Below are 19,364 nucleotides of genomic sequence, written 5' to 3' on the forward strand. Positions count from 1 at the left end.
GAATTCTGTGGTAAATAATCAGGATGGGCAACTACTTTATTGTGTTTTTTATGCACAATGTGATGGCGTAAATAGTTGCTTTATAGCGAGATAAACGCTCAATCGCACTGCGATTAAACGGTGCGATTGAGAGTGAAAAAGTTTTATTGCGCGATAACCTCCGCCGCCGGGGCGACCTGATGGCCGCTGGCTTCGATTTCGCTGCGCACAATGGTGGCGAGCGCCAGGGAGCCTGGCGTGTCGCTGTGAACCAGAATCGAGCGCGCACGCACCGCAATCTCTTCACCTTCAATCGTCGTCACCGTGCCGTGCTGCAAAAACTGGCGCACGCGGGCGCGCAGCGCGCTTTCCTCGTTGATCACCGCACCGGCAATGCCGCGCGGCACCAGACGGCCTTGCGCGTCATAGGCGCGGTCGGCCAGGAACAGCGTCAGCGTTTTCAGGCCAGCCGCCTGCGCCGCGACTTCAATGATCGTATCGGGCTGGGCGAAGATGATCAGCTCGCTATTGATGCGCGCCACTAACTCCATCACCTGTTGCGCCAGGTCGGCATCGCGGTTGACGATGTTGCCCATCGCGGCGTGGAAACTGAAGTGGGAAACGTGGGTGCCTTCCGCGCGGGCAATCGCCGTCAGCGCGCCGAGCTGATAGGCCACCTGCTGACAAATCTCTTCGGCGCTAAACGGCAGTTCGCGGCGGCCAAAACCCTGGCGATCCGGCAAGCCGGGATGCGCGCCAATGCCCACGCCATGTGCCTTCGCCAGCCGCACCATGTTGGTCATGATCGCCGGATCGCCAGCGTGGAAACCACAGGCGATATTGGCGGATGACACCACTTTCATTAGCGCGGCGTCATCGCACAGTTGGTAAACGCCGAAGCCTTCGCCCATATCGGAATTCACATCAATCTTCATGTCTGGTTTCCTTGTGCGGATTAAACGGTAAGCGCTTTACGCAGTGGCTGGCAGCTAAAGCGCAAACGGCTCAGCCAGCGCGCCACTTCCTGTTCGATGGCGATCGCTTCACGCACATCGCTGTGGATCAGCTGGATCGACTGGCCCGGCAGCACTTGCCCAAGCCGCCACAGATCCTGCTCGATCACGCCAGCGATCTTCGGATAACCGCCGGCGGTATTGGCATCGCTTAGCTGGATGATCGGTTCCCCCCCCGGCGGCACCTGCACAATGCCGGGGATCAGCCCGTACGATCGCATCTCAACGGTTTCAGAGGGGAAGATCGGATCGCCTGACAGCCGATAGCCGGTGCGATTGCTTTGATTTGATACCTGCCAGGATTGCTGCCAGAAGCGCGCGGCATCGGCGGCAAACAGCGGGTATTCGCCGGAGGGAATGGCGCGCAGCTGAATGTCTCCGGCGCTGTTGCGGGGAAAAATGGCGTGTAATGCGCTGTCTGGCGGTTCAATGCCGATGCCGCTGTGTGGAAGTGCCGGGCCGCGATTTTCGCCGAGCGCCAGCCGATCGCCACGCTGCAACGGACGTCCTTCAACGCCGCCGAAGCCACCGCGCAGCGCGGTACTGCGCGAGCCAAGCACCAGCGGCACATCAATGCCGCCAGCAACACACAGATAGCCACGCGCGCCGCTGCGCGGATAACGCAGCTCCAGCACTTGCCCGGCACGCACGCCGCAGCCCCACCACGGCGGCAGCGGCGTGCCATCCAGCGTGGCGCGGCAATCCGCGCCGGTCACCGCGATGCTGCTGTTTTGCAAAAATCGCACGCGGAACGGGAACAGCTGCACTTCAATTGCCGCCGCATTTTCGTCGTTGCCGAGGAGTAAATTACCGGCACGCAGCGCCAGCGGATCCATCGCACCGCTCACCGATACACCGATGTGGCGATAGTTGAAGCGACCTAAATCCTGCACCGTGTTGAGCGCACCGCTCTGTTCGATCTCAATCACAGCTCAATCCTCTGCGGCAGAAAACGGATGCGATCGCCCGGTGCCATCAGCGCGGGCGATGCGGCCAGCGGGTCAAACACCGCCAGCTCGGCAAAACCAATCGCGTTCCAGCCGTTCGGGCCGGTCAGCGCCGAAACGCCCGCTTGCGCGCCACCGATGGTGACGGTTCCTTTCAACATGCTAAGCGACGGCACTTTCTTGCGCGGTGTCGCCAGCAGCGGATCGAGACCGTGCAGATAACCGAAGCCCGGCGCGCTGCCCAATGCAAACACCGTGTATTCGCTTTGATGGTGCAGACGCACCACCTCGCGTGGGCTCAAACCGGTATGGCGGCACACCGCCTCGAGATCGGTGGCGTGTTCTCCGCCGTAATGCACCGGAATTTCAATCAGTTTGCCCTGCGGACTGATCGCCTGCGCCTGATCCCATGCGGCATGCAGCTGCATGCGCACGGCGATTTCATCAGCTGGAATATGGCGGAACAGTACCAGCAGATTGGTGACGCCGGGGATCAGCGCTTCAATCGCTTCATCGGCATGCAGCAGGCGCGCCAGCGACCAGATGCGGCGCTGCGCCGGGAGATCGAAACCGCCTGGCGCTTCCACCAGCCACGCGCGTGCGCCGATGGTGGAGAGCTTGATAGCAGAGGAGCAAGCCAGTGCGGGAACGCTGGCAGGCTGGAGAGCAGAGTGCGACTTCACGGGCATGGTTATTCCAGCGGTTCAAATTTCAGACTGGAGAGCGGCTGTACGCGCTCTTCGCGCACCATTTTGTATTCGGTGTTGGGTCCAATCCACGTATCCCAGATTTTGTCGATGGTGCCGTCATCGTCCATCGCCCTCAGGCTGCTGTTGACGCTGGCCAGCAACGCCGGTTCATCACGCTTCATGCCGACACCAATCGGCTCCAGCGCCATCGGTTCTTTGATCATCGCCAGATTGATGCCGTCTTTTTTTGCCTGCGAAATGGTTTTGATGCCGGTCATGGTGTTGGTGACGAAGCCCACCGATTTGTTCTGCTCCAGCGCGAGGAACGCGGAGGCTGAATCCTGGAAGGTCACCGCTTTGCCGCCTTGGATATGGATTGATTGCTCAGAAGTGGTGCCTTTAGTGGCGCTGATGCGTTTGCCCTTGAAATAGCTCAGCGGCTTGTCGGCCAGCGGTGCTTTGACCAGCAGCATCTCCTTGGCGACGTAATAGGGATCGCTGAATTGAATCTGGTTGCCGCGGGTTTTGGTGTAGGCCAGATTGGCGATCAGTACGTCGGCGCGGCCGGTAGCAATCACCGCAATACGCGCTTCCACCGAGGTGGGCACCAGCGTCAGTTTGACGTTCATCTGCTTCGCCAGCGCGTTACACAGATCGATATCCATGCCCGCCAGCTGACGTGTTTTCGGATCCGGAGAAGAGAAGGGCGGCACGTCCGAATAGACCGCGCACTTTAGCTCGCCGCTGGATTTGATGTTGGCCATCATGTCGGCATGAGCAGCCGAAATAGCCAGCAGCGGCAGCAGTGCCAGCCCGATGGTGGTACGTCTTTTCATGGTCATGTGAACTTCCTCAATGATGAATACCACGGCGTCACCGGGACGGAGCGCCTGCGTTCTCGTTTTTCTGGACTATATCGGCTTTGTTTTCAGACGAAAAAGAGGGAAACCCTGTCGTGCAATAGCAAAAAAATATGGCTAAGCGGCGCATAAGTTCTTTCTATTCGGGCAGAGCAAAAAAGTGTTATCCAGCGCACACTTTTCTCGCCAGGCTGATTGCAAGTCCTCTCGGCAGTCCCGCCGATTGCATGTGGTAGAGAGAAGTGAAAAAGCATGAATGCCCGATTAGGCGTGTTACTGAAGATACTGGCCGCGCTGTGCGCCACCTTGATGCTGGCGTGTGTGAAGGGGCTGAACGGCGCCATTCCCACCGGCGAAGTGATTTTTTTCCGCAGTTTTATCGCGCTGTTGCCGCTGCTGATTTGGCTGAAAATGCAGGGCAACGTGCTGGACAATCTCAAGACGCGTAACCTGTTTGGTCACTTTATTCGCGGCTTCTCCGGCACCGGCGGCATGTATTTTAACTATCTGGCGCTGGTCTATATTTCGCTGGCCGATGCCACCGCGCTGAGTTATGCGGCGCCGCTGTTTACCGTGATCATGGCGGCGATGCTGCTGAAAGAGCGGGTGCGGGTTTCGCGTTGGGTCGCCGTGGTGGTGGGATTATCCGGCATTTTGATCATGCTCTCTTCCAGCCTGAGCACCAGCGGCGCGCTGTTTTCCTATGGGGCCAGCAACGCGACGACGAGTATTGGTGTGGCATGTGCGTTGCTGGCGGCGCTGTGCTCCGCGACTTCTAACGTGCAAATTCGCTTCCTCAACGGCATCGAGAAGCCGGGCGCGATCGTGTTCTATTTCTCACTGATGACTACCGTAATTGGCCTGGCGACGGCGCTGTTTGGCTGGAGCAAACCCAGCGCGGTACAGCTGCTGTTGCTGGTGGGCTGCGGCCTGTTTGGCGGTCTGGCGCAGATTCTGGTGACGCTGAGCCTGCGTTACGCCGATGCGTCACTGCTGGCACCGTTCGATTACACCACGCTGGTGTGGTCGATGCTGATTGGTTATTTGTTCCTGAACAGCCTGCCGGGCAGCACCACCTTGCTGGGCGCATCGATTGTAGCGCTGGCCGGGATATTTGCGGTGTGGCGTGAGAATCGCCAGCGCAAACTGGCGATGGTGAGCAGTACGCCTTAGCGTTGCGCAATAATTTGCGCTGCGACAAATAGGTGTACGCATCCGTAGCGGCGCGATTTATCGCGCAATGAATTGCGCCGCTACACATAGGTGCACGCATCGGTAGCGGCGCGATTTATCGCGCGGTTTTGTTTCTAACGAAACACATCATCAATGATTTCAACCTGCTTGGTGCGCAGCGTCTCATCCAGCCAGCTGCGTTCGAGTGAGCCGGTTTTCGCCAGCTCGAAGTTGTGTTCATCAACGATTAAATACGCCTGCGCCGCTTCGAGAATGCGTGCGGCATCCTGGCGAGGAATCACAATCACACCATCCGCATCGCCCAGCACGATATCGCCCGGTGAAACGTGAATTTTACCGCAGGCAATTGGCACGTTGATCTCGCCCGGACCATCCTTGAACGGGCCGCCCGGCGTGTGACCGGCGGCGTAGATGGGGAAGTCCATGCGTGACAACCCTTCGATATCGCGGACCGGTCCGTCCAGCACAATGCCTTCCATACCGCGCTGTCTGGCATAGGTCGCCATCACTTCGCCCATCAGCGACTGACTGCGATCGCCCTCGTTCGACAGAATAATCACATCGTTTCGGCCCGCCATATCCAGCGCTTTGTGCAGCATCAGGTTGTCACCGGAACGCGCTTTAACCGTCACCGCCAGGCCACACATGATCGGTTGGCGCGGAGCGGTTTTCAGGCTGATCTCGGCCGACAAGGCGGGCAAACGGCTCATGCAATCCGCCACCACCGCAGCCGGTAACCGGCGAAAAGCTTCCAACAGCGGTTCGGCATCGGCGGGACGACGTAAATAGATTCGGTTTCCTGCGCTCATGGTTATTTTCCTGTAGGGAGTGATTTAATTAATCGCGTTGTGTTCCTGGATAAATAATTAAATGTAAAAGTAAGAATTTTTATTTTTGTTTTTGATGAGTCATTACTTCATTGAATAGGGTGTTCAGCTAACAAGCTGAATCATCGGATGATTACTGGCACGTGATTAAGCTTACGCGATTACGCAGATGTTACGCAGGGGATGTTACGGCTAACCGAGACAGGATCACGAATTACTATTTCGGATGAATTTAACTCACTGATAATTAATTTTATTGGATTTTATTATGGGGAGATAGATTAAAAGTATTAGCTGAGTCTTTAATTTATTTTCAGAAGCGTCTCTCAAATCTAAGACGTTCAGTACATCGGCAAGCAGAAATCATGATGAAAATCATCTCTCAAAATATAACTTCTAGTTTATATGGTGTCGATATAAACTACAGTTTATGAGAGGCAATTTTGAACAGTTGGGAAGTCGAAATTACTTTGCTCTTTGCAGCATGGCTGCAAGAACAAGATGATGAAATGGTTGAAGATGTGTTGTCGAGCCTCGAAGTTCTGAAAGTGTTTGGCCCAATGTTGGGGCGACCGGATGTCGATACGGTCACCGGTTCTCGTTTTGCCAACATGAAGGAACTTCGCGTCCAAAGTAATGGAAGGCCTATTCGCGCATTTTTCGCGTTTGATCCCGCAAGGAAAGCTATCGTGCTGTGTGCGGGGGATAAAACTGGAGTGAATCAGAAGCGTTTCTACCAATCGATGATCAAACTAGCCGATAAAGAGTACATGCAGCATCTGGAGGAATTAACCAATGCCAAAACTTGAAGAGCTGATCGCACAGCGTTCTCCTGAGTCCCAAGAGCGCATTAAAAATAAGGCAGACCAAAAAATTCTGGAGATCCGCCTGCGTCAGTTGCGTGAGGAGCTGGAACTTTCACAGGTGCAGCTGGCTGAAAAGATGGGTATCTCGCAACCTGCTATCGCAGCGATTGAGGCGCGAGGTGACGAGATAAAACTTTCCAGCCTGAAAAAATATGTAGAAGCGTTAGGCGGTAAGTTGAGTCTGAATGTTGAACTTCCCACCGGAGATGGTCGGATATTTCAGATCTGATGTGGGGGAAGATGTCGGTGAGAAACTGGCATCTTTTTCAGAACGCAGAAAAGCAAAAACCCAGCCATAAGCTGGGTTTTCAGAATGTTGGTGCCCGGACGCGGAATCGAACCACGGACACGGGGATTTTCAATCCCCTGCTCTACCGACTGAGCTATCCGGGCAACGGGGCGCATTAAACCCTAATGGCTTACAGCCGTCAACGGCTTTCGTCAAAAAAGCGGTGCAATCGTGATTGATTGCTTGCTTTTCAGACAAGGTGAACAAAAAGGCTACGCCAGCGCACCATTTTTGCGGCACAGCGCGATACCAAGTACATCTTCCGCCAGACGCCGCGCCGTCGCGACATCCTGTACGTTGCGTTTCACCAGCAGTTTGCTCAGACAACCTTCCAGAATCAGCTCCATCTGATCGGCCACCATGCTGGGATTATCCAGCGCTAAATCGACCAGAATTTCATGGGTGAATTGCCACGAACTGCGCTTTTGCTGTTCGGCTAGCTGATGCACCGGCTGATCGGGTTGCGGATAGAAGCTGCAGGCGGCGATAAACAGGCAGCCGGGAAAACGACCTTTGCTGACGTGCTCACTCAGCACTTCGTAGCGGGCTAACAGCTTTTGTTCGGCGCTGAGGTGTTCATCAAGCTGCACCTGACGACGCCAGCTGTCAATCTGCTGGCCGTGATAGCGCAGCGCGTCATACAGCAAAGCATCACGATCGGGCCAGAAACGCGTGAGTTGTTCCGCTTCAAGACCGGTTGCACCAGCCAGCTGAGTTAGGGAAGTGGTGGCGGCCAGGCCACTTTGTTCGAGCACATTCAACGCATGCTCGAGTATTTGTTCACGTTGCAAGTGACTCTCCTCTGGAATGCGGGCCTGCTCGCGGACGAACGGGCAGTGTCCTGCTGACAGTGTCGTTTAACGTGACACATTCTGCAAATGTGCGCGGAAATCGGCGGCGTTGAGGAAGCCGGTGACGCGCGAATCGGGGATCTCTTTGCCTTGCGCATCGAAGAACAGAATGGTGGGCAAACCTAAAACCTGCAGATGCTGCAACAGCGCGTTGTCCTGCGCGTTATTGGCGGTGACATTGGCTTGCAGCAGTTGTACCTGACTTAGCGCGTTACGCACGCCCTCATCGCTGAAGGTGTATTTCTCGAACTCTTTGCAGGCCACACACCAGTCGGCGTAGAGATCGATCATGGTGATACGGCCTTGCGCCTGCTGCAGCGCGCTGTCGAGCTGCTCGCTGCTATTGATGGTGTGGAACGGCAGATGCGCCACGGCTTGCGCGCTGTTGCTGCTGCCAAACGCCCAATCCTGTAGCGGGCGCGCACTGACCAGCGCGGCAGCAAGCATGATGACTTGCAGCACGCGCCATTTGCCGCTGGCGCGCAGGCTGAGGCTGAATGCCCAGGCAAAAAATGCCACGCCAAGCAGGCTCCACAGACGGATGCCCCACAGATCGCCAATCACGCGTTCCAGCAGGAATACCGGTAGCGCCAGAATCACAAAGCCAAAACCCTCTTTGACGGTTTGCATCCACGGCCCACTTTTTGGCAGCAGCTTGTTGCCAAACATCGTCACGGCAATCAGCGGCAGGCCCATGCCGAAGGCATACAACCACAGCGTGCCGGCTCCGGCCCACAGATTACCGCTCTGCGCGATGTACAGCAGAATGGCGCTGAGCGGTGCGGTGGTGCAGGGCGAGCAGATCAACCCGGCCAGTGCACCCATCATGAAGACGCCCGGCAGCGAGCCACCTTGCTGGCGATTGCTCCACAGCGTGAGGCGCGTTTGCAGGCTGGCAGGCAATTGCAGCGAGAACAGGCCAAACATCGACAGCGCCAGCACGATAAACAGCGCCGACAAGCCAATCAGCACGTAAGGATGTTGCAGCGCCGCCTGGAAGCGTAATCCGGCCGCTGCCACAACCATGCCGAGTACGGTGTACGTCAGCGCCATACCTTGCACATACACCATCGCCAGCGCGAACAATCGCCCCATCGAATAGCGGCGCGGGCCTCCTAAAATGATGCTGGAGATCAGTGGATACATCGGCAGCACACACGGCGTGAAAGCGACGCCAATACCAATCAGCAGCGCCCAAAGCGGTGAAAACGGCAGCGGCGTGCTGTGATTGGCGGGCTGCGCGCTGACCGCAGGCGCAGCCTGATTGGCGGCAACCGCGCTCAGCGGCACCGCGCGGGTTTCCGGCGGATAGCAGAAGCCCGCAGCCGCACAGCCCTGATAGGTCACGGTGACGGTCGCGCCAGCAGCGGCCTGGCGCAGCGTGATCGGCAGTTGCAGATCCTGCGGATAGATTTCACTTTTGCCGTAGAACTCATCTTCATGCGGCTGGCCCGGCGGCAGCGTGAGTGGAGCAATTTGCGCTTTTTGCGGCGTGAAGTGGATTTGCTGGCGATAGAGATAGTAGCCATCCTTCACTTTCCAGCTGAGCGTCAGCTGATTGCCTTGCTGAGTGAAATCGAAGCCAAACGCCTGATCAACCGGCACAAAGCGGCTGTTGTTGTTCGGGGAGAAGAGTGAGGCTTGTGCCGAAAGGCAGAAAACCAGCGCCAGGCAAAAGCCGGCAAGGCGAAAGAGTCGTGCAGCCATAGCGAATGAGTGAGCTCCGGTAGCGAATAGGCCGCGATAATAACACGACCGCTTCGCCACGAGGTTTTCAGGATGTAACCGCGCTACAGAATCAGGCTGCCAAACAGGAAGCCAAACGCCACCGAGAAGGCAATCGCTAACACGCCCGGAATAATAAAGGAGTGGTTAAACACAAACTTGCCGATACGGGTTGATCCGGTGTCATCCATTTCCACCGCGGCCAGCAGCGTAGGATAGGTCGGCAGCACGAACAGCGCGGAAACCGCCGCAAAGGACGCGACGGCGGCCAGCGGCGAGACGCCCAGCATCAACGCGGCAGGCATCAACGCTTTGGTGGTGGCGGCTTGCGAATAGAGCAGCGTGGCGGCGAAGAACAGCACCAGCGCCAGCATCCACGGATAACCTTGCAGCATGTCACCGGCTAACGCCTGGATATCGTTGAGGTGCGCTTTGACAAAGGTATCGCCCAGCCACGCCACGCCCATCACGCAGATACAGGCGCTCATGCCCGATTTAAAGGTGCTGGCGCTGAGGATTTCACCGGTATCGACTTTACAGGTCAGGCAGATCAGCGTGGCAACGGTCAGCATAAACACCACGATGGCTTCGTTGCGCGGCAGCACGGGATTGCTGATCAGGCCAACACTGTCGCTAATCGCGGTGGCGTAGAGCACCACGGCGGCGATGCCGATCAGGAACAGCAATACGGCACGCTTCGCGCCCGGTTTGATGTCATAAACCTGCTCACCGCGCAGTTTCACTTCACCTTTCGCTAAACGCGCCTGATATTTCTCATCATCCCTGAGCTCCTTGCCGAGAAAACTGGTGATGATGGCGGCGCAGAAGATCGCTGCCATGGTAGAGGGAATCGCCACACCCAGCAGCGCCAGATAACTCACGCCATGCGGTTCCAGGATTGAAGCGAAGAATACCACCGCCGCCGAGAGCGGCGAGGCGGTAATGGCAATCTGCGAGGCGACGACCGCAATCGACAACGGACGCGACGGACGCACGCCTTGCTCTTTCGCCACTTCGGCAATCACCGGCAAGGTGGAGAACGCGGTGTGACCGGTGCCGGCCAGCAGCGTCATGACATAGGTGACCAGCGGCGCAAGGAAGGTGACATAGCGTGGATGGCGGCGCAGCAGGCGTTCTGCCAATCCCACCAGATAATCAAGACCACCGGCGATCTGCATCGCGGCAATTGCGGCAATCACCGCCATGATAATTTCGATTACATCAAAGGGAATCGCGCCGGGTTTCAAGCCGCAAATCAGCGTCAACGCCAGCACACCTAAACCCCCCGCGAAACCAATACCGATGCCGCCCAGACGCGCACCGAGCCAGATCGCCAGCAGGACAATAACCAACTCCACTACTACCATTCGTTCCACTCCCTGAGCCGCGGAGAAATCCCGACTCTTAAAGTTGTAGCCACCAAAATGAAAAAAGCACGCCGCATTGTATACGGGCGTGCTGTTGGCAACTTGATCCGGAACGGATTACTGTTCGTTTTCGTCGGTGTAACGTTTGGCTTTGTACGCCGGATGCATCAGGTTCTGAATGGAGAAAATGTCATCCAGTTCGGTTTCCGTTAGCAGGCCGCGCTCCAGCACCACTTCACGTACGCTCTTACCGGTTTCGGCGCAAATCTTACCGACGATATCGCCGTTGTGATGGCCGATGTACGGGTTGAGGTAAGTGACGATACCAATCGAGTTGAACACGTAAGCTTCACACACCGCTTTGTTGGCGGTGATGCCGTTGACGCATTTTTCCAGCAGGTTGAAGCAGGCGTTAGTCAGGATGCTGATCGATTCAAACAGCGCCTGGCCAATCACTGGCTCCATCACGTTGAGCTGCAGCTGACCCGCTTCTGACGCCATGGTGACGGTGATGTCATTGCCGATCACTTTGAAGCACACCTGATTCACCACTTCTGGCACCACCGGATTGACTTTGGCGGGCATGATTGATGAACCGGCCTGCAGTTCAGGCAGGTTGATCTCATTCAGGCCGGCGCGCGGACCGGAGGAGAGCAGGCGCAGGTCGTTACAGATTTTCGACAGTTTCACGGCCAGGCGTTTCAGCGCCGAGTGCACCATCACGTACGCGCCGCAGTCGGAGGTGGCTTCAATCAAATCTTCTGCAGGCACCACCGGCAGATTACTCACTTCCGCCAAACGCTGTACCGCCAGCTGCTGATAGCCATCCGGCGTATTGAGACGTGTGCCGATGGCGGTGGCGCCGAGGTTCACTTCCAGCAGCAGTTCAGCGGTGCGCAGAATGCTGCGAGTCTCTTCATTCAGCAGCACGTTAAACGCGTGGAACTCCTGGCCAAGCGTCATCGGCACCGCATCCTGCAGCTGAGTACGGCCCATTTTCAGAATGCTTTCGAATTCAACCGCTTTGCGCTGGAAACCTTCGCTCAGCTGATTGATGCCGTCGAGCAGTTTCAGGATCGAAGCGTACACCGCGATACGAAAACCGGTTGGATAAGCATCGTTGGTGGACTGACACTTGTTCACGTGATCGTTGGGATTGAGGTACTGATATTCACCTTTCTGGTGGCCCATCAGCTCCAGGCCGATGTTGGCCAGCACTTCATTGGTGTTCATGTTGACCGAGGTGCCCGCGCCGCCCTGATAGACGTCAACTGGGAACTGATCCATGCATTTACCGTTGTTCAGCACTTCATCACAGGCCTGAATAATGGTGTTGGCGATATTGCGGGGAATGGTCTGCAACTCTTTGTTGGCGAGCGCGGCTGCTTTCTTCACCATCACCATACCGCGCACAAACTCCGGTATGTCGCTGATTTTGTTATTACTAATATAGAAGTTTTCAATCGCACGCAGAGTATGAACACCGTAGTAAGCGTCTGCCGGAACTTCGCGCATGCCTAACAGGTCTTCTTCGATACGAATGTTGTTCGCCATGATTACCTTCTTGTTATTGCTGCCTGGTTACTGCCGGGCGTCGGGATGGACGGGCGGCAAACAACGTGCAGGTGAAGCGATTATATTGTCGTGGAATGTCAGCGCCGACATATTATCCATCTTCGCACTGACGGGCACGATCATATTCTGATGTTACAGAATTGTTTGTGCACAGATCACTTTACGGGCTTTTGCAGGCCCAGCGGTAATAACGATATGTGATGTACTTCGCAATTTTAAGTCAGTGGTAAAAAAATGGCAGGATCGGTTGAAAATGCCGGTGCAAATGCCCATCTCTATCAATACGGTCATACAGACCCTCCCTTTCTGCTGCCTGGCCATTTGCGGGGCAGCTCCAACTCACAGGAGAACTCGGTGCGCTGGTTACCGTTCGTGATTTTTTTTGTTTTGGCCTGGATTGAGATCTCAATCTTCATTCAGGTCGCGCATGCGCTGGGCGTGCTGCTCACCATGCTATTGGTGATCTTCACCTCGTGTATTGGTGTGTCGCTGGTGAAAAATCAGGGCATGAAGAACTTCCGTTTGATGCAGGAGAAGCTGGCGCGTAACGAAAGCCCGGCGGCTGAGATGACCAAAAGCGTTTCGCTGATTATCTCCGGCTTCCTGCTGCTGTTGCCCGGTTTCTTCACCGACTTCCTCGGTTTACTGCTGCTGTTGCCGCCGGTGCAGAAGCATCTGACGTTGAAGCTGATGCCGCACTTGCGCGTATGGCGCGGACCGGGCGCCGGTCCGGATGCGGGTTTCACCGTGGACGGTGAATATGAGCGCAAAGATCAGGACCAAATAGGTCATGACAAAGACCACTAGATAATCAAGGCGGCGCAAGCCGCCTTTTTGTTGCTTTTTTCGCCGTCTGTTGCAGAAACGAAAATATTTATATTTTTTGCCCTTGAAAGCCCACTTATTGCCCCTATCTCTTCCAGCACGAGGCTGGAAGCCCTGCTGTCCGGCTCAACCCCAAAAATGAATGATTGGACTTTCTAAAGGAGAGCTATCAAATGAAAATTCGTCCATTGCACGATCGCGTTATCGTCAAGCGTAAAGAAGTCGAAGCTAAATCAGCGGGCGGCATCGTGCTGACCGGTTCAGCTGCCGGTAAATCTACCCGCGGTGAAATCCTGGCTGTTGGCAAAGGCCGCATCCTGGAAAACGGTGAAGTTAAGCCACTGGACGTAAAAGTGGGTGATCTGGTGATTTTCAGCGAAGGCTACGGTGCTAAAACCGAGAAAATCGACAACGAAGAAGTTCTGATCATCTCCGAAAGCGACATCCTGGCAGTTGTTGAAGCGTAATTTACGCGCAATTCACTGAACGAAACGAATTTAAGGGATATTTGAAATGGCAGCTAAAGACGTAAAATTCGGTAATGACGCACGCGTAAAAATGCTGCGTGGCGTAAACGTACTGGCAGATGCAGTAAAAGTTACCCTGGGCCCGAAAGGCCGTAACGTGGTTCTGGATAAATCTTTTGGTGCACCGACCATCACCAAAGATGGTGTTTCTGTTGCGCGTGAAATCGAGCTGGAAGACAAGTTCGAAAACATGGGCGCACAGATGGTGAAAGAAGTGGCCTCTAAAGCGAACGACGCAGCAGGCGACGGCACCACCACCGCAACTGTACTGGCTCAGGCCATCATCACCGAAGGCCTGAAAGCCGTCGCTGCGGGCATGAACCCGATGGATCTGAAGCGCGGTATCGATAAAGCCGTTATCGCCGCCGTTGAAGAACTGAAAACCCTGTCTGTGCCTTGCCAGGATTCACGCGCGATTGCACAGGTTGGTACCATCTCTGCTAACTCTGATGAAACCGTGGGCAAACTGATTGCCGACGCGATGGACAAAGTGGGCAAAGAAGGCGTTATCACCGTTGAAGAAGGCACCGGCCTGCAAGACGAGCTGGACGTGGTTGAAGGTATGCAGTTTGACCGCGGCTACCTGTCTCCGTACTTCATCAACAAGCCAGAAACAGGCGCAGTTGAGCTGGAAACTCCGTTCATCCTGCTGGCTGACAAGAAAATCTCTAACATCCGCGAAATGCTGCCCGTGCTGGAAGCCGTTGCGAAAGCCGGTAAGCCACTGCTGATCATTGCAGAAGACGTGGAAGGTGAAGCCCTGGCAACGCTGGTGGTGAACACCATGCGCGGTATCGTCAAAGTAGCTGCGGTTAAAGCACCTGGCTTCGGCGACCGTCGTAAAGCGATGCTGCAGGATATCGCTATCCTGACCGGCGGTACCGTGATCTCTGAAGAGATCGGTATGGAGCTGGAGAAAGCCACCCTGGAAGATCTGGGTCAGGCAAAACGCGTTGTGATCAACAAAGACACCACCACCATCATCGATGGCGTGGGTGATCAAGGCGCTATCTCTGGCCGCGTAACGCAGATTCGTCAGCAGATCGAAGAAGCAACCTCTGATTACGACAAAGAGAAACTGCAGGAGCGCGTAGCGAAACTGGCAGGCGGCGTAGCCGTGCTGAAAGTGGGCGCAGCAACTGAAGTTGAAATGAAAGAGAAGAAAGCACGCGTTGAAGATGCCCTGCACGCGACCCGTGCTGCGGTCGAAGAAGGCGTGGTTGCCGGTGGTGGTGTGGCGCTGGTTCGCGTTGCAGCGAAAATCGCCGCATCTGGCCTGAAAGGCGATAACGAAGATCAGAACGTGGGTATCAAAGTTGCGCTGCGCGCAATGGAAGCGCCACTGCGTCAGATCGTTTCCAACGCCGGCGAAGAGCCTTCAGTTGTTGCTAACAACGTGAAAGCAGGCGACGGTAACTACGGTTACAACGCGCAGACTGAAGAGTACGGCAACATGATCGACTTCGGTATCCTGGATCCAACCAAAGTGACTCGTTCTGCGCTGCAGTACGCTTCATCGGTTGCGGGCCTGATGATCACCACCGAAGCGATGGTGACTGACCTGCCAAAAAGCGACGCACCTGATTTAGGCGGCGCTGGCGGTATGGGTGGCATGGGCGGAATGGGCGGCATGATGTAATTGCCCCTGACTGCTTAAGTCATCTGGAAAACCCCCGATCGGAAACGGTCGGGGGTTTTTCTTTTGCTGGGGAACAAGGTATAAGTAAGGGTGCAATACTTCGGCTTTATGGGTTTAGGGCAATGAATGTTCAGAAAAAAAGTGCGCTTTTCTGCTACGCTGCCGCCCGACACTGATGATAATAAATGGGGATTACAATGCGGATTAACCTCTTGCTCGGTCTGGCAGTCGGAACTTTACTGCTGGCGGGCTGTAGCAGCTCCAATCAACTGAGTGCTGGCGGCGAACGTGTGACCTTCGTCGACCAACAACCCGCAAGTCAATGTCAGCTGCTGGGAACGCTTACCGGCTCTCAGAGCAACTGGCTGAGCGGTTCAGGCGGTGAAGGCAGTTCACTGCGTGGCGCAGCTAACGACCTACGCAACCGCGCGGCAGAAATGGGCGGCAACGTGATTTATGGCGCCACCAGCCCGACGCAGAATCTGCTGTCAGCTTTCGCACCGCTCGACAGCAAAATGACCGGCCAGGTGTATAAGTGCCCGTAAGTTGCAGTTGTAAAAAAAGCCGCTGATGCGGCTTTTTTTATGCCTGACGCAGCTGCAAATCCAGCGGCGTCTTGCTTGGCTCGCCGCCAATCTCGCGCGCCAGTTTCGGCACCATATAACCGGAAACCATCGGCAGCAGCTGGCGCATCAGCCCACGTGCTTCCTCATCTGACACAAAGAAGTGCGCCGCGCCTTGCACCTTATCCAGCACGTGCAGGTAGTAGGGCAGAATGCCAGCATCAAACAGCGCATTACTGAGATCCGCTAGCGTCTGCGCATCATCATTCACATCACGCAGCAACACGCTCTGATTGAGCAGCGTCACGCCGGCACGCTTCAGCATTTGCATGCCGTAACGCAGCTCATCATCAATTTCCTGCGCATGGTTGATATGGCTCACCATCAATACCTGCAGGCGCGTGTCCGCCAGAATCTGACACAAGCTTTCGGTGATACGCGACGGGATCACCACCGGCAAGCGGCTGTGAATACGCAGGCGTTTGAGATGCGGGATTTTCTCCAGCGCGCCCACCAGCCATGCCAGTTCATGATCTTTCGCCATCAGCGGATCGCCGCCGGAGAAGATGATCTCGTCCAGTTCCGGATGCGTGGCGATGTAGTCAATCGCTGCCTGCCAGTTGCGCTTGTTGCCCTGATTATCCTGATAGGGGAAATGGCGGCGGAAACAGTAGCGGCAGTTGACCGCACAGCCGCCTTTTACCAGCAGCAGCGCTCGGTTTCTATACTTATGCAGTAAACCCGGCACCACGCTGCTTTGTTCATCCAGCGGATCGGTGCTATAACCTGGCGCATCGATAAATTCCTGACGGCTGGTGAGCACTTGCAGCAGCAGCGGGTCGGTCGCGTCGCCTTTTTTCATGCGTGCGATGAAGGCGCGCGGTACGCGCAGGGCGAAAAGCTTGCGCGCATCCGCGCCTGCAGCCAGATCAGCATGCTGATCAAGAGATAAAAGTTGCAGTAATTCAGCAGGTTCGGTGACAACATCAGCTAGTTGCTGCAACCAATCTTCTCTGACGGGGGGATTTAGGGTTACAATGTGTGCCATTTTTTTGGCTATTTACCAGTTCAATATTTACAGAGGGCCTTTATGGCGACTTATCTTAGCAACGATTTCCGTCCCGGTCTTAAAATCATGTTCGAAGGCGAGCCATATGCCATCGAAGCCAGTGAGTTCGTTAAGCCGGGTAAAGGCCAGGCATTTGCGCGCGTTAAAATGCGTCGTCTGCTGACCGGTTCTCGCGTTGAGAAGACCTTCAAATCTACTGACTCTGCCGAAGGCGCAGACGTTCGTGATATGACGCTGCAATACTCTTACAACGACGGCGACTTCTACTACTTCATGCACCCAGAATCTTTCGAGCAGTATCAGATCGAATCTAAAGTGCTGGATGACGTGACCAAGTGGCTGCAGGACAATGCGGATTGTATCGTTACCCTGTGGAACGATAAAGCGATCGCTGTTCAGCCACCGAACTTCATCGAAGCGGAAGTTATCGAAACCGATCCAGGCCTGAAGGGTGATACCGCAGGTACCGGCGGTAAGCCCGCTACGCTGTCGACTGGCGCGGTAATCAAAGTGCCACTGTTCGTACAGATTGGCGAAGTAGTAAAAGTAGATACCCGCTCTGGCGAATACGTTTCTCGCGTAAAATAATCGTCAAATCAGGCGCATCATTGATGCGCCTTTTTTCTCACTGTGTGTTTCCCTTCTCTTTTTTCATCCGTCCAATCCGCAGTTTTACAGATCAAGACTATGCTTTAAGAGCTGTACTTTTACTGCAACCAAAAAGGATATGGCTATGTTAAAGAAAAGTATTGTCGCGATTTTTTCCGTGCTGGTGCTCTCATCCGTTCTGACCGCTTGTAACACCACGCGTGGTGTTGGCGAAGACGTTTCGGCGGGCGGCAAGGCAATCCAGCGCAGCGCACAGTAAGATAGTCCGGTGCGAAAGCGACTTTCGCACCGGTCCTCCTTATTTCTGCTCCACCCAAATCAGCTCATCCACCGGGAATCCGGCACTTCTGGCCTGTTCAACCAGGCGTTGCTTAACCCTTTCATCCAGCTGCGGCGTACGTGACAGAATCCACAAGTAGCTACGATTCGGCCCGCACACCAGCGCATAGCGATAGTCAGGATCCAGTGCGATCACGTTGTAGCCGCCATAGAACGGGCCAAAGAACGACACTTTCAGCGCGGCGCGCTGTTTATCGCCGGTGAAGTAGGCTTTGCCAACGCTCTCTTGCCAGCGCTGTTTCTGCTGATTGTAGCCGCGATTGATCACCTTCAAACCGCCATCCTCGCGCGGACTATAATTAGCGGTAACCTGTTGTAATCCGCGCTCAAAGCGGTGATCGAGGCGGGCGATTTCATACCATTGGCCGAGATAGCGCTGACTGTCGAAACCTTCTACTACCGTGACACCTTTAGGCGGCGCGGTTGAGCAGGCAACGGAGAGAAAAGCGCTCAGGCTGGCAAGCAGGGTTTTCCATGGGGACATTGTGGGATTCCTCTACGATTTTAATGGGTTAAGTATAGCTGCCCGCTAGCAAATTGCTGCCTGCGCCCGCTGCCGTTGTTTGCCATCGGCATTGCGGGTAGACTTCCACCCCTTATCTGTATGAGGAGTCATCAACATGAGCGAAACGGCAAGCTGGCAGCCGAGCGCACCCATTGCCAATTTGTTGAAACGCGCCGCTATCATGGCGGAAATACGTCGTTTCTTTGCCGATCGCGGCGTGCTGGAGGTCGATACGCCGGCGATGAGCCAGGCGACCATCACTGACATCCATCTGGTGCCGTTCCAGACGCGTTTTGTTGGGCCAGGCGCAGCCGAAGGGCGCGATCTGTGGCTGATGACCAGTCCGGAATATCACATGAAGCGCCTGCTGGCGGCCGGAAGTGGTCCGATTTACCAGATGGGTCGCAGCTTCCGTAATGAGGAGGCCGGGCGTCACCACAATCCCGAGTTCACCATGCTGGAGTGGTATCGTCCGCACTACGACATGTACCGCCTCATGAATGAGGTGGACGATTTGATGCAGCAGGTGCTGGAGTGCGACAGCGCGGAATCTCTGTCGTACCAGCAGGCGTTTATCCGCCATCTGGAAGTCGATCCGTTATCGGCTGATAAAGCGCAGCTACGCGAAGTGGCGGAGAAGCTGGGCGAGGGCGAGTTGGCCAATCGTGAAGAAGACCGCGATACGCTGCTGCAGCTGCTGTTTATGCTGGGCGTTGAGCCGAAGATTGGTAACGATAAGCCGTGCTTCGTCTACCATTTCCCTGCGACGCAGGCCGCGCTGGCGGAGATCAGTACGGAAGATCACCGCGTCGCCGAGCGCTTTGAGGTCTATTACAAAGGGATTGAGCTGGCGAACGGTTTCCGTGAATTAACCGATAGCCGCGAGCAGCGTCAGCGCTTTGAGCAGGACAATCGTCGTCGTGCTGCGCGTGGCCTGCCGCAACATCCTATCGATACCTATCTGCTGGATGCGCTGGCGCACGGTATGCCTGCCTGTTCTGGCGTGGCGTTGGGCGTGGATCGTTTGATCATGCTGGCGCTGAAAGCCAGCTCGCTAAGCGAAGTGATCGCCTTCCCGGTCGATCGCAGCTAAATCATCAGGGCGC

21 protein-coding genes and 1 tRNA gene are annotated in these 19,364 nt (G+C 55.5%); 10 read left to right on the plus strand and 12 right to left on the minus strand.

Annotated elements, in window-relative coordinates; all coding sequences use genetic code 11:
* Nucleotides 1–143: 143 nt before the first annotated feature.
* The 4 genes from MWH02_RS10890 to MWH02_RS10905 are packed head-to-tail and all read right to left on the minus strand — an operon-like array spanning nucleotide 144 to nucleotide 3,470.
* Nucleotides 144–914 carry a 5-oxoprolinase subunit PxpA gene (locus tag MWH02_RS10890; RefSeq protein WP_271460634.1) on the minus strand — a complete coding sequence of 257 codons (771 nt, stop codon included), beginning with the start codon at nucleotides 912–914 and terminating at the stop codon, nucleotides 144–146.
* Between the two features lie 20 nt (nucleotides 915–934).
* Nucleotides 935–1,921, minus strand: a complete 987-nt coding sequence (locus tag MWH02_RS10895; RefSeq protein ID WP_110868096.1) for a 5-oxoprolinase subunit C family protein — start codon at nucleotides 1,919–1,921, stop codon at nucleotides 935–937.
* Entirely contained in the window at nucleotides 1,918–2,628 is a 711-nt protein-coding gene (gene pxpB, locus MWH02_RS10900) for a 5-oxoprolinase subunit PxpB (protein WP_101762307.1), read from the minus strand. The genes MWH02_RS10895 and pxpB overlap by 4 nt, the downstream gene beginning before the upstream one ends.
* A 2-nt stretch (nucleotides 2,629–2,630) precedes the next feature.
* Entirely contained in the window at nucleotides 2,631–3,470 is an 840-nt protein-coding gene (locus MWH02_RS10905; protein WP_271460635.1) for a transporter substrate-binding domain-containing protein, read from the minus strand.
* A gap of 270 nt (nucleotides 3,471–3,740) precedes the next feature.
* Between MWH02_RS10905 and MWH02_RS10910 the strand changes: the two genes are divergently transcribed.
* Nucleotides 3,741–4,661 carry a DMT family transporter gene (locus MWH02_RS10910; RefSeq protein WP_271460636.1) on the plus strand — a complete coding sequence of 307 codons (921 nt, stop codon included), beginning with the start codon at nucleotides 3,741–3,743 and terminating at the stop codon, nucleotides 4,659–4,661.
* A gap of 134 nt (nucleotides 4,662–4,795) precedes the next feature.
* Here MWH02_RS10910 and MWH02_RS10915 read toward each other — a convergent pair whose 3' ends face one another.
* On the minus strand, nucleotides 4,796–5,491 hold the full coding sequence (locus tag MWH02_RS10915) for an RraA family protein (protein WP_101762304.1): 696 nt from the start codon (nucleotides 5,489–5,491) through the stop codon (nucleotides 4,796–4,798).
* Nucleotides 5,492–5,952: 461 nt separating this feature from the next.
* Between MWH02_RS10915 and MWH02_RS10920 the strand changes: the two genes are divergently transcribed.
* On the plus strand, nucleotides 5,953–6,318 hold the full coding sequence (locus tag MWH02_RS10920; protein ID WP_192412568.1) for a type II toxin-antitoxin system RelE/ParE family toxin: 366 nt from the start codon (nucleotides 5,953–5,955) through the stop codon (nucleotides 6,316–6,318).
* Complete coding sequence (locus MWH02_RS10925) at nucleotides 6,305–6,604, plus strand: helix-turn-helix domain-containing protein (protein ID WP_176970147.1); 300 nt, start codon at nucleotides 6,305–6,307, stop codon at nucleotides 6,602–6,604. The genes MWH02_RS10920 and MWH02_RS10925 overlap by 14 nt, the downstream gene beginning before the upstream one ends.
* 88 nt (nucleotides 6,605–6,692) lie before the next feature.
* Here the strand turns inward: MWH02_RS10925 and MWH02_RS10930 are convergent.
* The 5 genes from MWH02_RS10930 to aspA all read right to left on the minus strand — a co-directional run bounded on the left by MWH02_RS10930 (nucleotide 6,693) and on the right by aspA (nucleotide 12,161).
* Nucleotides 6,693–6,768 (minus strand) — tRNA-Phe (locus MWH02_RS10930).
* 108 nt (nucleotides 6,769–6,876) lie between these two features.
* Complete coding sequence (gene dicD / locus MWH02_RS10935; RefSeq protein ID WP_101762303.1) at nucleotides 6,877–7,455, minus strand: division control transcriptional repressor DicD; 579 nt, start codon at nucleotides 7,453–7,455, stop codon at nucleotides 6,877–6,879.
* A gap of 66 nt (nucleotides 7,456–7,521) precedes the next feature.
* Nucleotides 7,522–9,222 (minus strand): protein-disulfide reductase DsbD, encoded by a 1,701-nt coding sequence (locus MWH02_RS10940; protein ID WP_271460637.1) that lies wholly within the window; start codon nucleotides 9,220–9,222, stop codon nucleotides 7,522–7,524.
* 83 nt (nucleotides 9,223–9,305) lie between these two features.
* The gene (locus MWH02_RS10945; RefSeq protein ID WP_101762301.1) at nucleotides 9,306–10,607 is read right to left on the minus strand and encodes an anaerobic C4-dicarboxylate transporter; all 1,302 of its coding nucleotides are present in this window, start codon (nucleotides 10,605–10,607) and stop codon (nucleotides 9,306–9,308) included.
* 117 nt (nucleotides 10,608–10,724) lie between these two features.
* Nucleotides 10,725–12,161: an aspartate ammonia-lyase gene (gene aspA / locus MWH02_RS10950; RefSeq protein ID WP_101762300.1), complete on the minus strand. Its 1,437-nt coding sequence runs from the start codon at nucleotides 12,159–12,161 to the stop codon at nucleotides 10,725–10,727.
* 375 nt (nucleotides 12,162–12,536) lie between these two features.
* On the opposite strand from aspA, the gene MWH02_RS10955 reads away from it, so the two are divergent.
* From MWH02_RS10955 to MWH02_RS10970, 4 genes are all read left to right on the plus strand, one after another.
* Nucleotides 12,537–12,989, plus strand: coding sequence for an FxsA family protein (locus tag MWH02_RS10955; RefSeq protein ID WP_192236087.1), 453 nt, complete (start codon nucleotides 12,537–12,539; stop codon nucleotides 12,987–12,989).
* A gap of 191 nt (nucleotides 12,990–13,180) precedes the next feature.
* Nucleotides 13,181–13,474 carry a co-chaperone GroES gene (locus MWH02_RS10960; RefSeq protein ID WP_101762298.1) on the plus strand — a complete coding sequence of 98 codons (294 nt, stop codon included), beginning with the start codon at nucleotides 13,181–13,183 and terminating at the stop codon, nucleotides 13,472–13,474.
* 46 nt (nucleotides 13,475–13,520) lie between these two features.
* Entirely contained in the window at nucleotides 13,521–15,173 is a 1,653-nt protein-coding gene (groL, locus tag MWH02_RS10965) for a chaperonin GroEL (protein WP_101762297.1), read from the plus strand.
* 197 nt (nucleotides 15,174–15,370) lie between these two features.
* Nucleotides 15,371–15,718, plus strand: a complete 348-nt coding sequence (locus MWH02_RS10970) for a DUF4156 domain-containing protein (RefSeq protein ID WP_008104416.1) — start codon at nucleotides 15,371–15,373, stop codon at nucleotides 15,716–15,718.
* A gap of 37 nt (nucleotides 15,719–15,755) precedes the next feature.
* On the opposite strand, the gene epmB is transcribed toward MWH02_RS10970, so the two are convergent.
* On the minus strand, nucleotides 15,756–16,784 hold the full coding sequence (gene epmB / locus MWH02_RS10975) for an EF-P beta-lysylation protein EpmB (protein ID WP_192235896.1): 1,029 nt from the start codon (nucleotides 16,782–16,784) through the stop codon (nucleotides 15,756–15,758).
* 42 nt (nucleotides 16,785–16,826) lie between these two features.
* Here epmB and efp point away from each other — a divergent pair, with 42 nt between their 5' ends.
* Together efp and MWH02_RS10985 are read left to right on the plus strand one after the other, a co-directional pair.
* Complete coding sequence (gene efp, locus MWH02_RS10980; RefSeq protein ID WP_034826669.1) at nucleotides 16,827–17,393, plus strand: elongation factor P; 567 nt, start codon at nucleotides 16,827–16,829, stop codon at nucleotides 17,391–17,393.
* A gap of 145 nt (nucleotides 17,394–17,538) precedes the next feature.
* Nucleotides 17,539–17,673, plus strand: coding sequence for an entericidin A/B family lipoprotein (locus MWH02_RS10985; protein ID WP_007886592.1), 135 nt, complete (start codon nucleotides 17,539–17,541; stop codon nucleotides 17,671–17,673).
* Between the two features lie 39 nt (nucleotides 17,674–17,712).
* Here MWH02_RS10985 and MWH02_RS10990 read toward each other — a convergent pair whose 3' ends face one another.
* Nucleotides 17,713–18,237 (minus strand): lipocalin family protein, encoded by a 525-nt coding sequence (locus tag MWH02_RS10990; protein WP_271460638.1) that lies wholly within the window; start codon nucleotides 18,235–18,237, stop codon nucleotides 17,713–17,715.
* Between the two features lie 136 nt (nucleotides 18,238–18,373).
* On the opposite strand from MWH02_RS10990, the gene epmA reads away from it, so the two are divergent.
* Complete coding sequence (epmA, locus tag MWH02_RS10995) at nucleotides 18,374–19,351, plus strand: elongation factor P--(R)-beta-lysine ligase (protein WP_101762293.1); 978 nt, start codon at nucleotides 18,374–18,376, stop codon at nucleotides 19,349–19,351.
* Nucleotides 19,352–19,364: the final 13 nt, after the last annotated feature.

Source organism: Pantoea leporis, from assembly GCF_028048155.1.
GTDB classification, from domain to species: domain Bacteria; phylum Pseudomonadota; class Gammaproteobacteria; order Enterobacterales; family Enterobacteriaceae; genus Pantoea; species Pantoea leporis.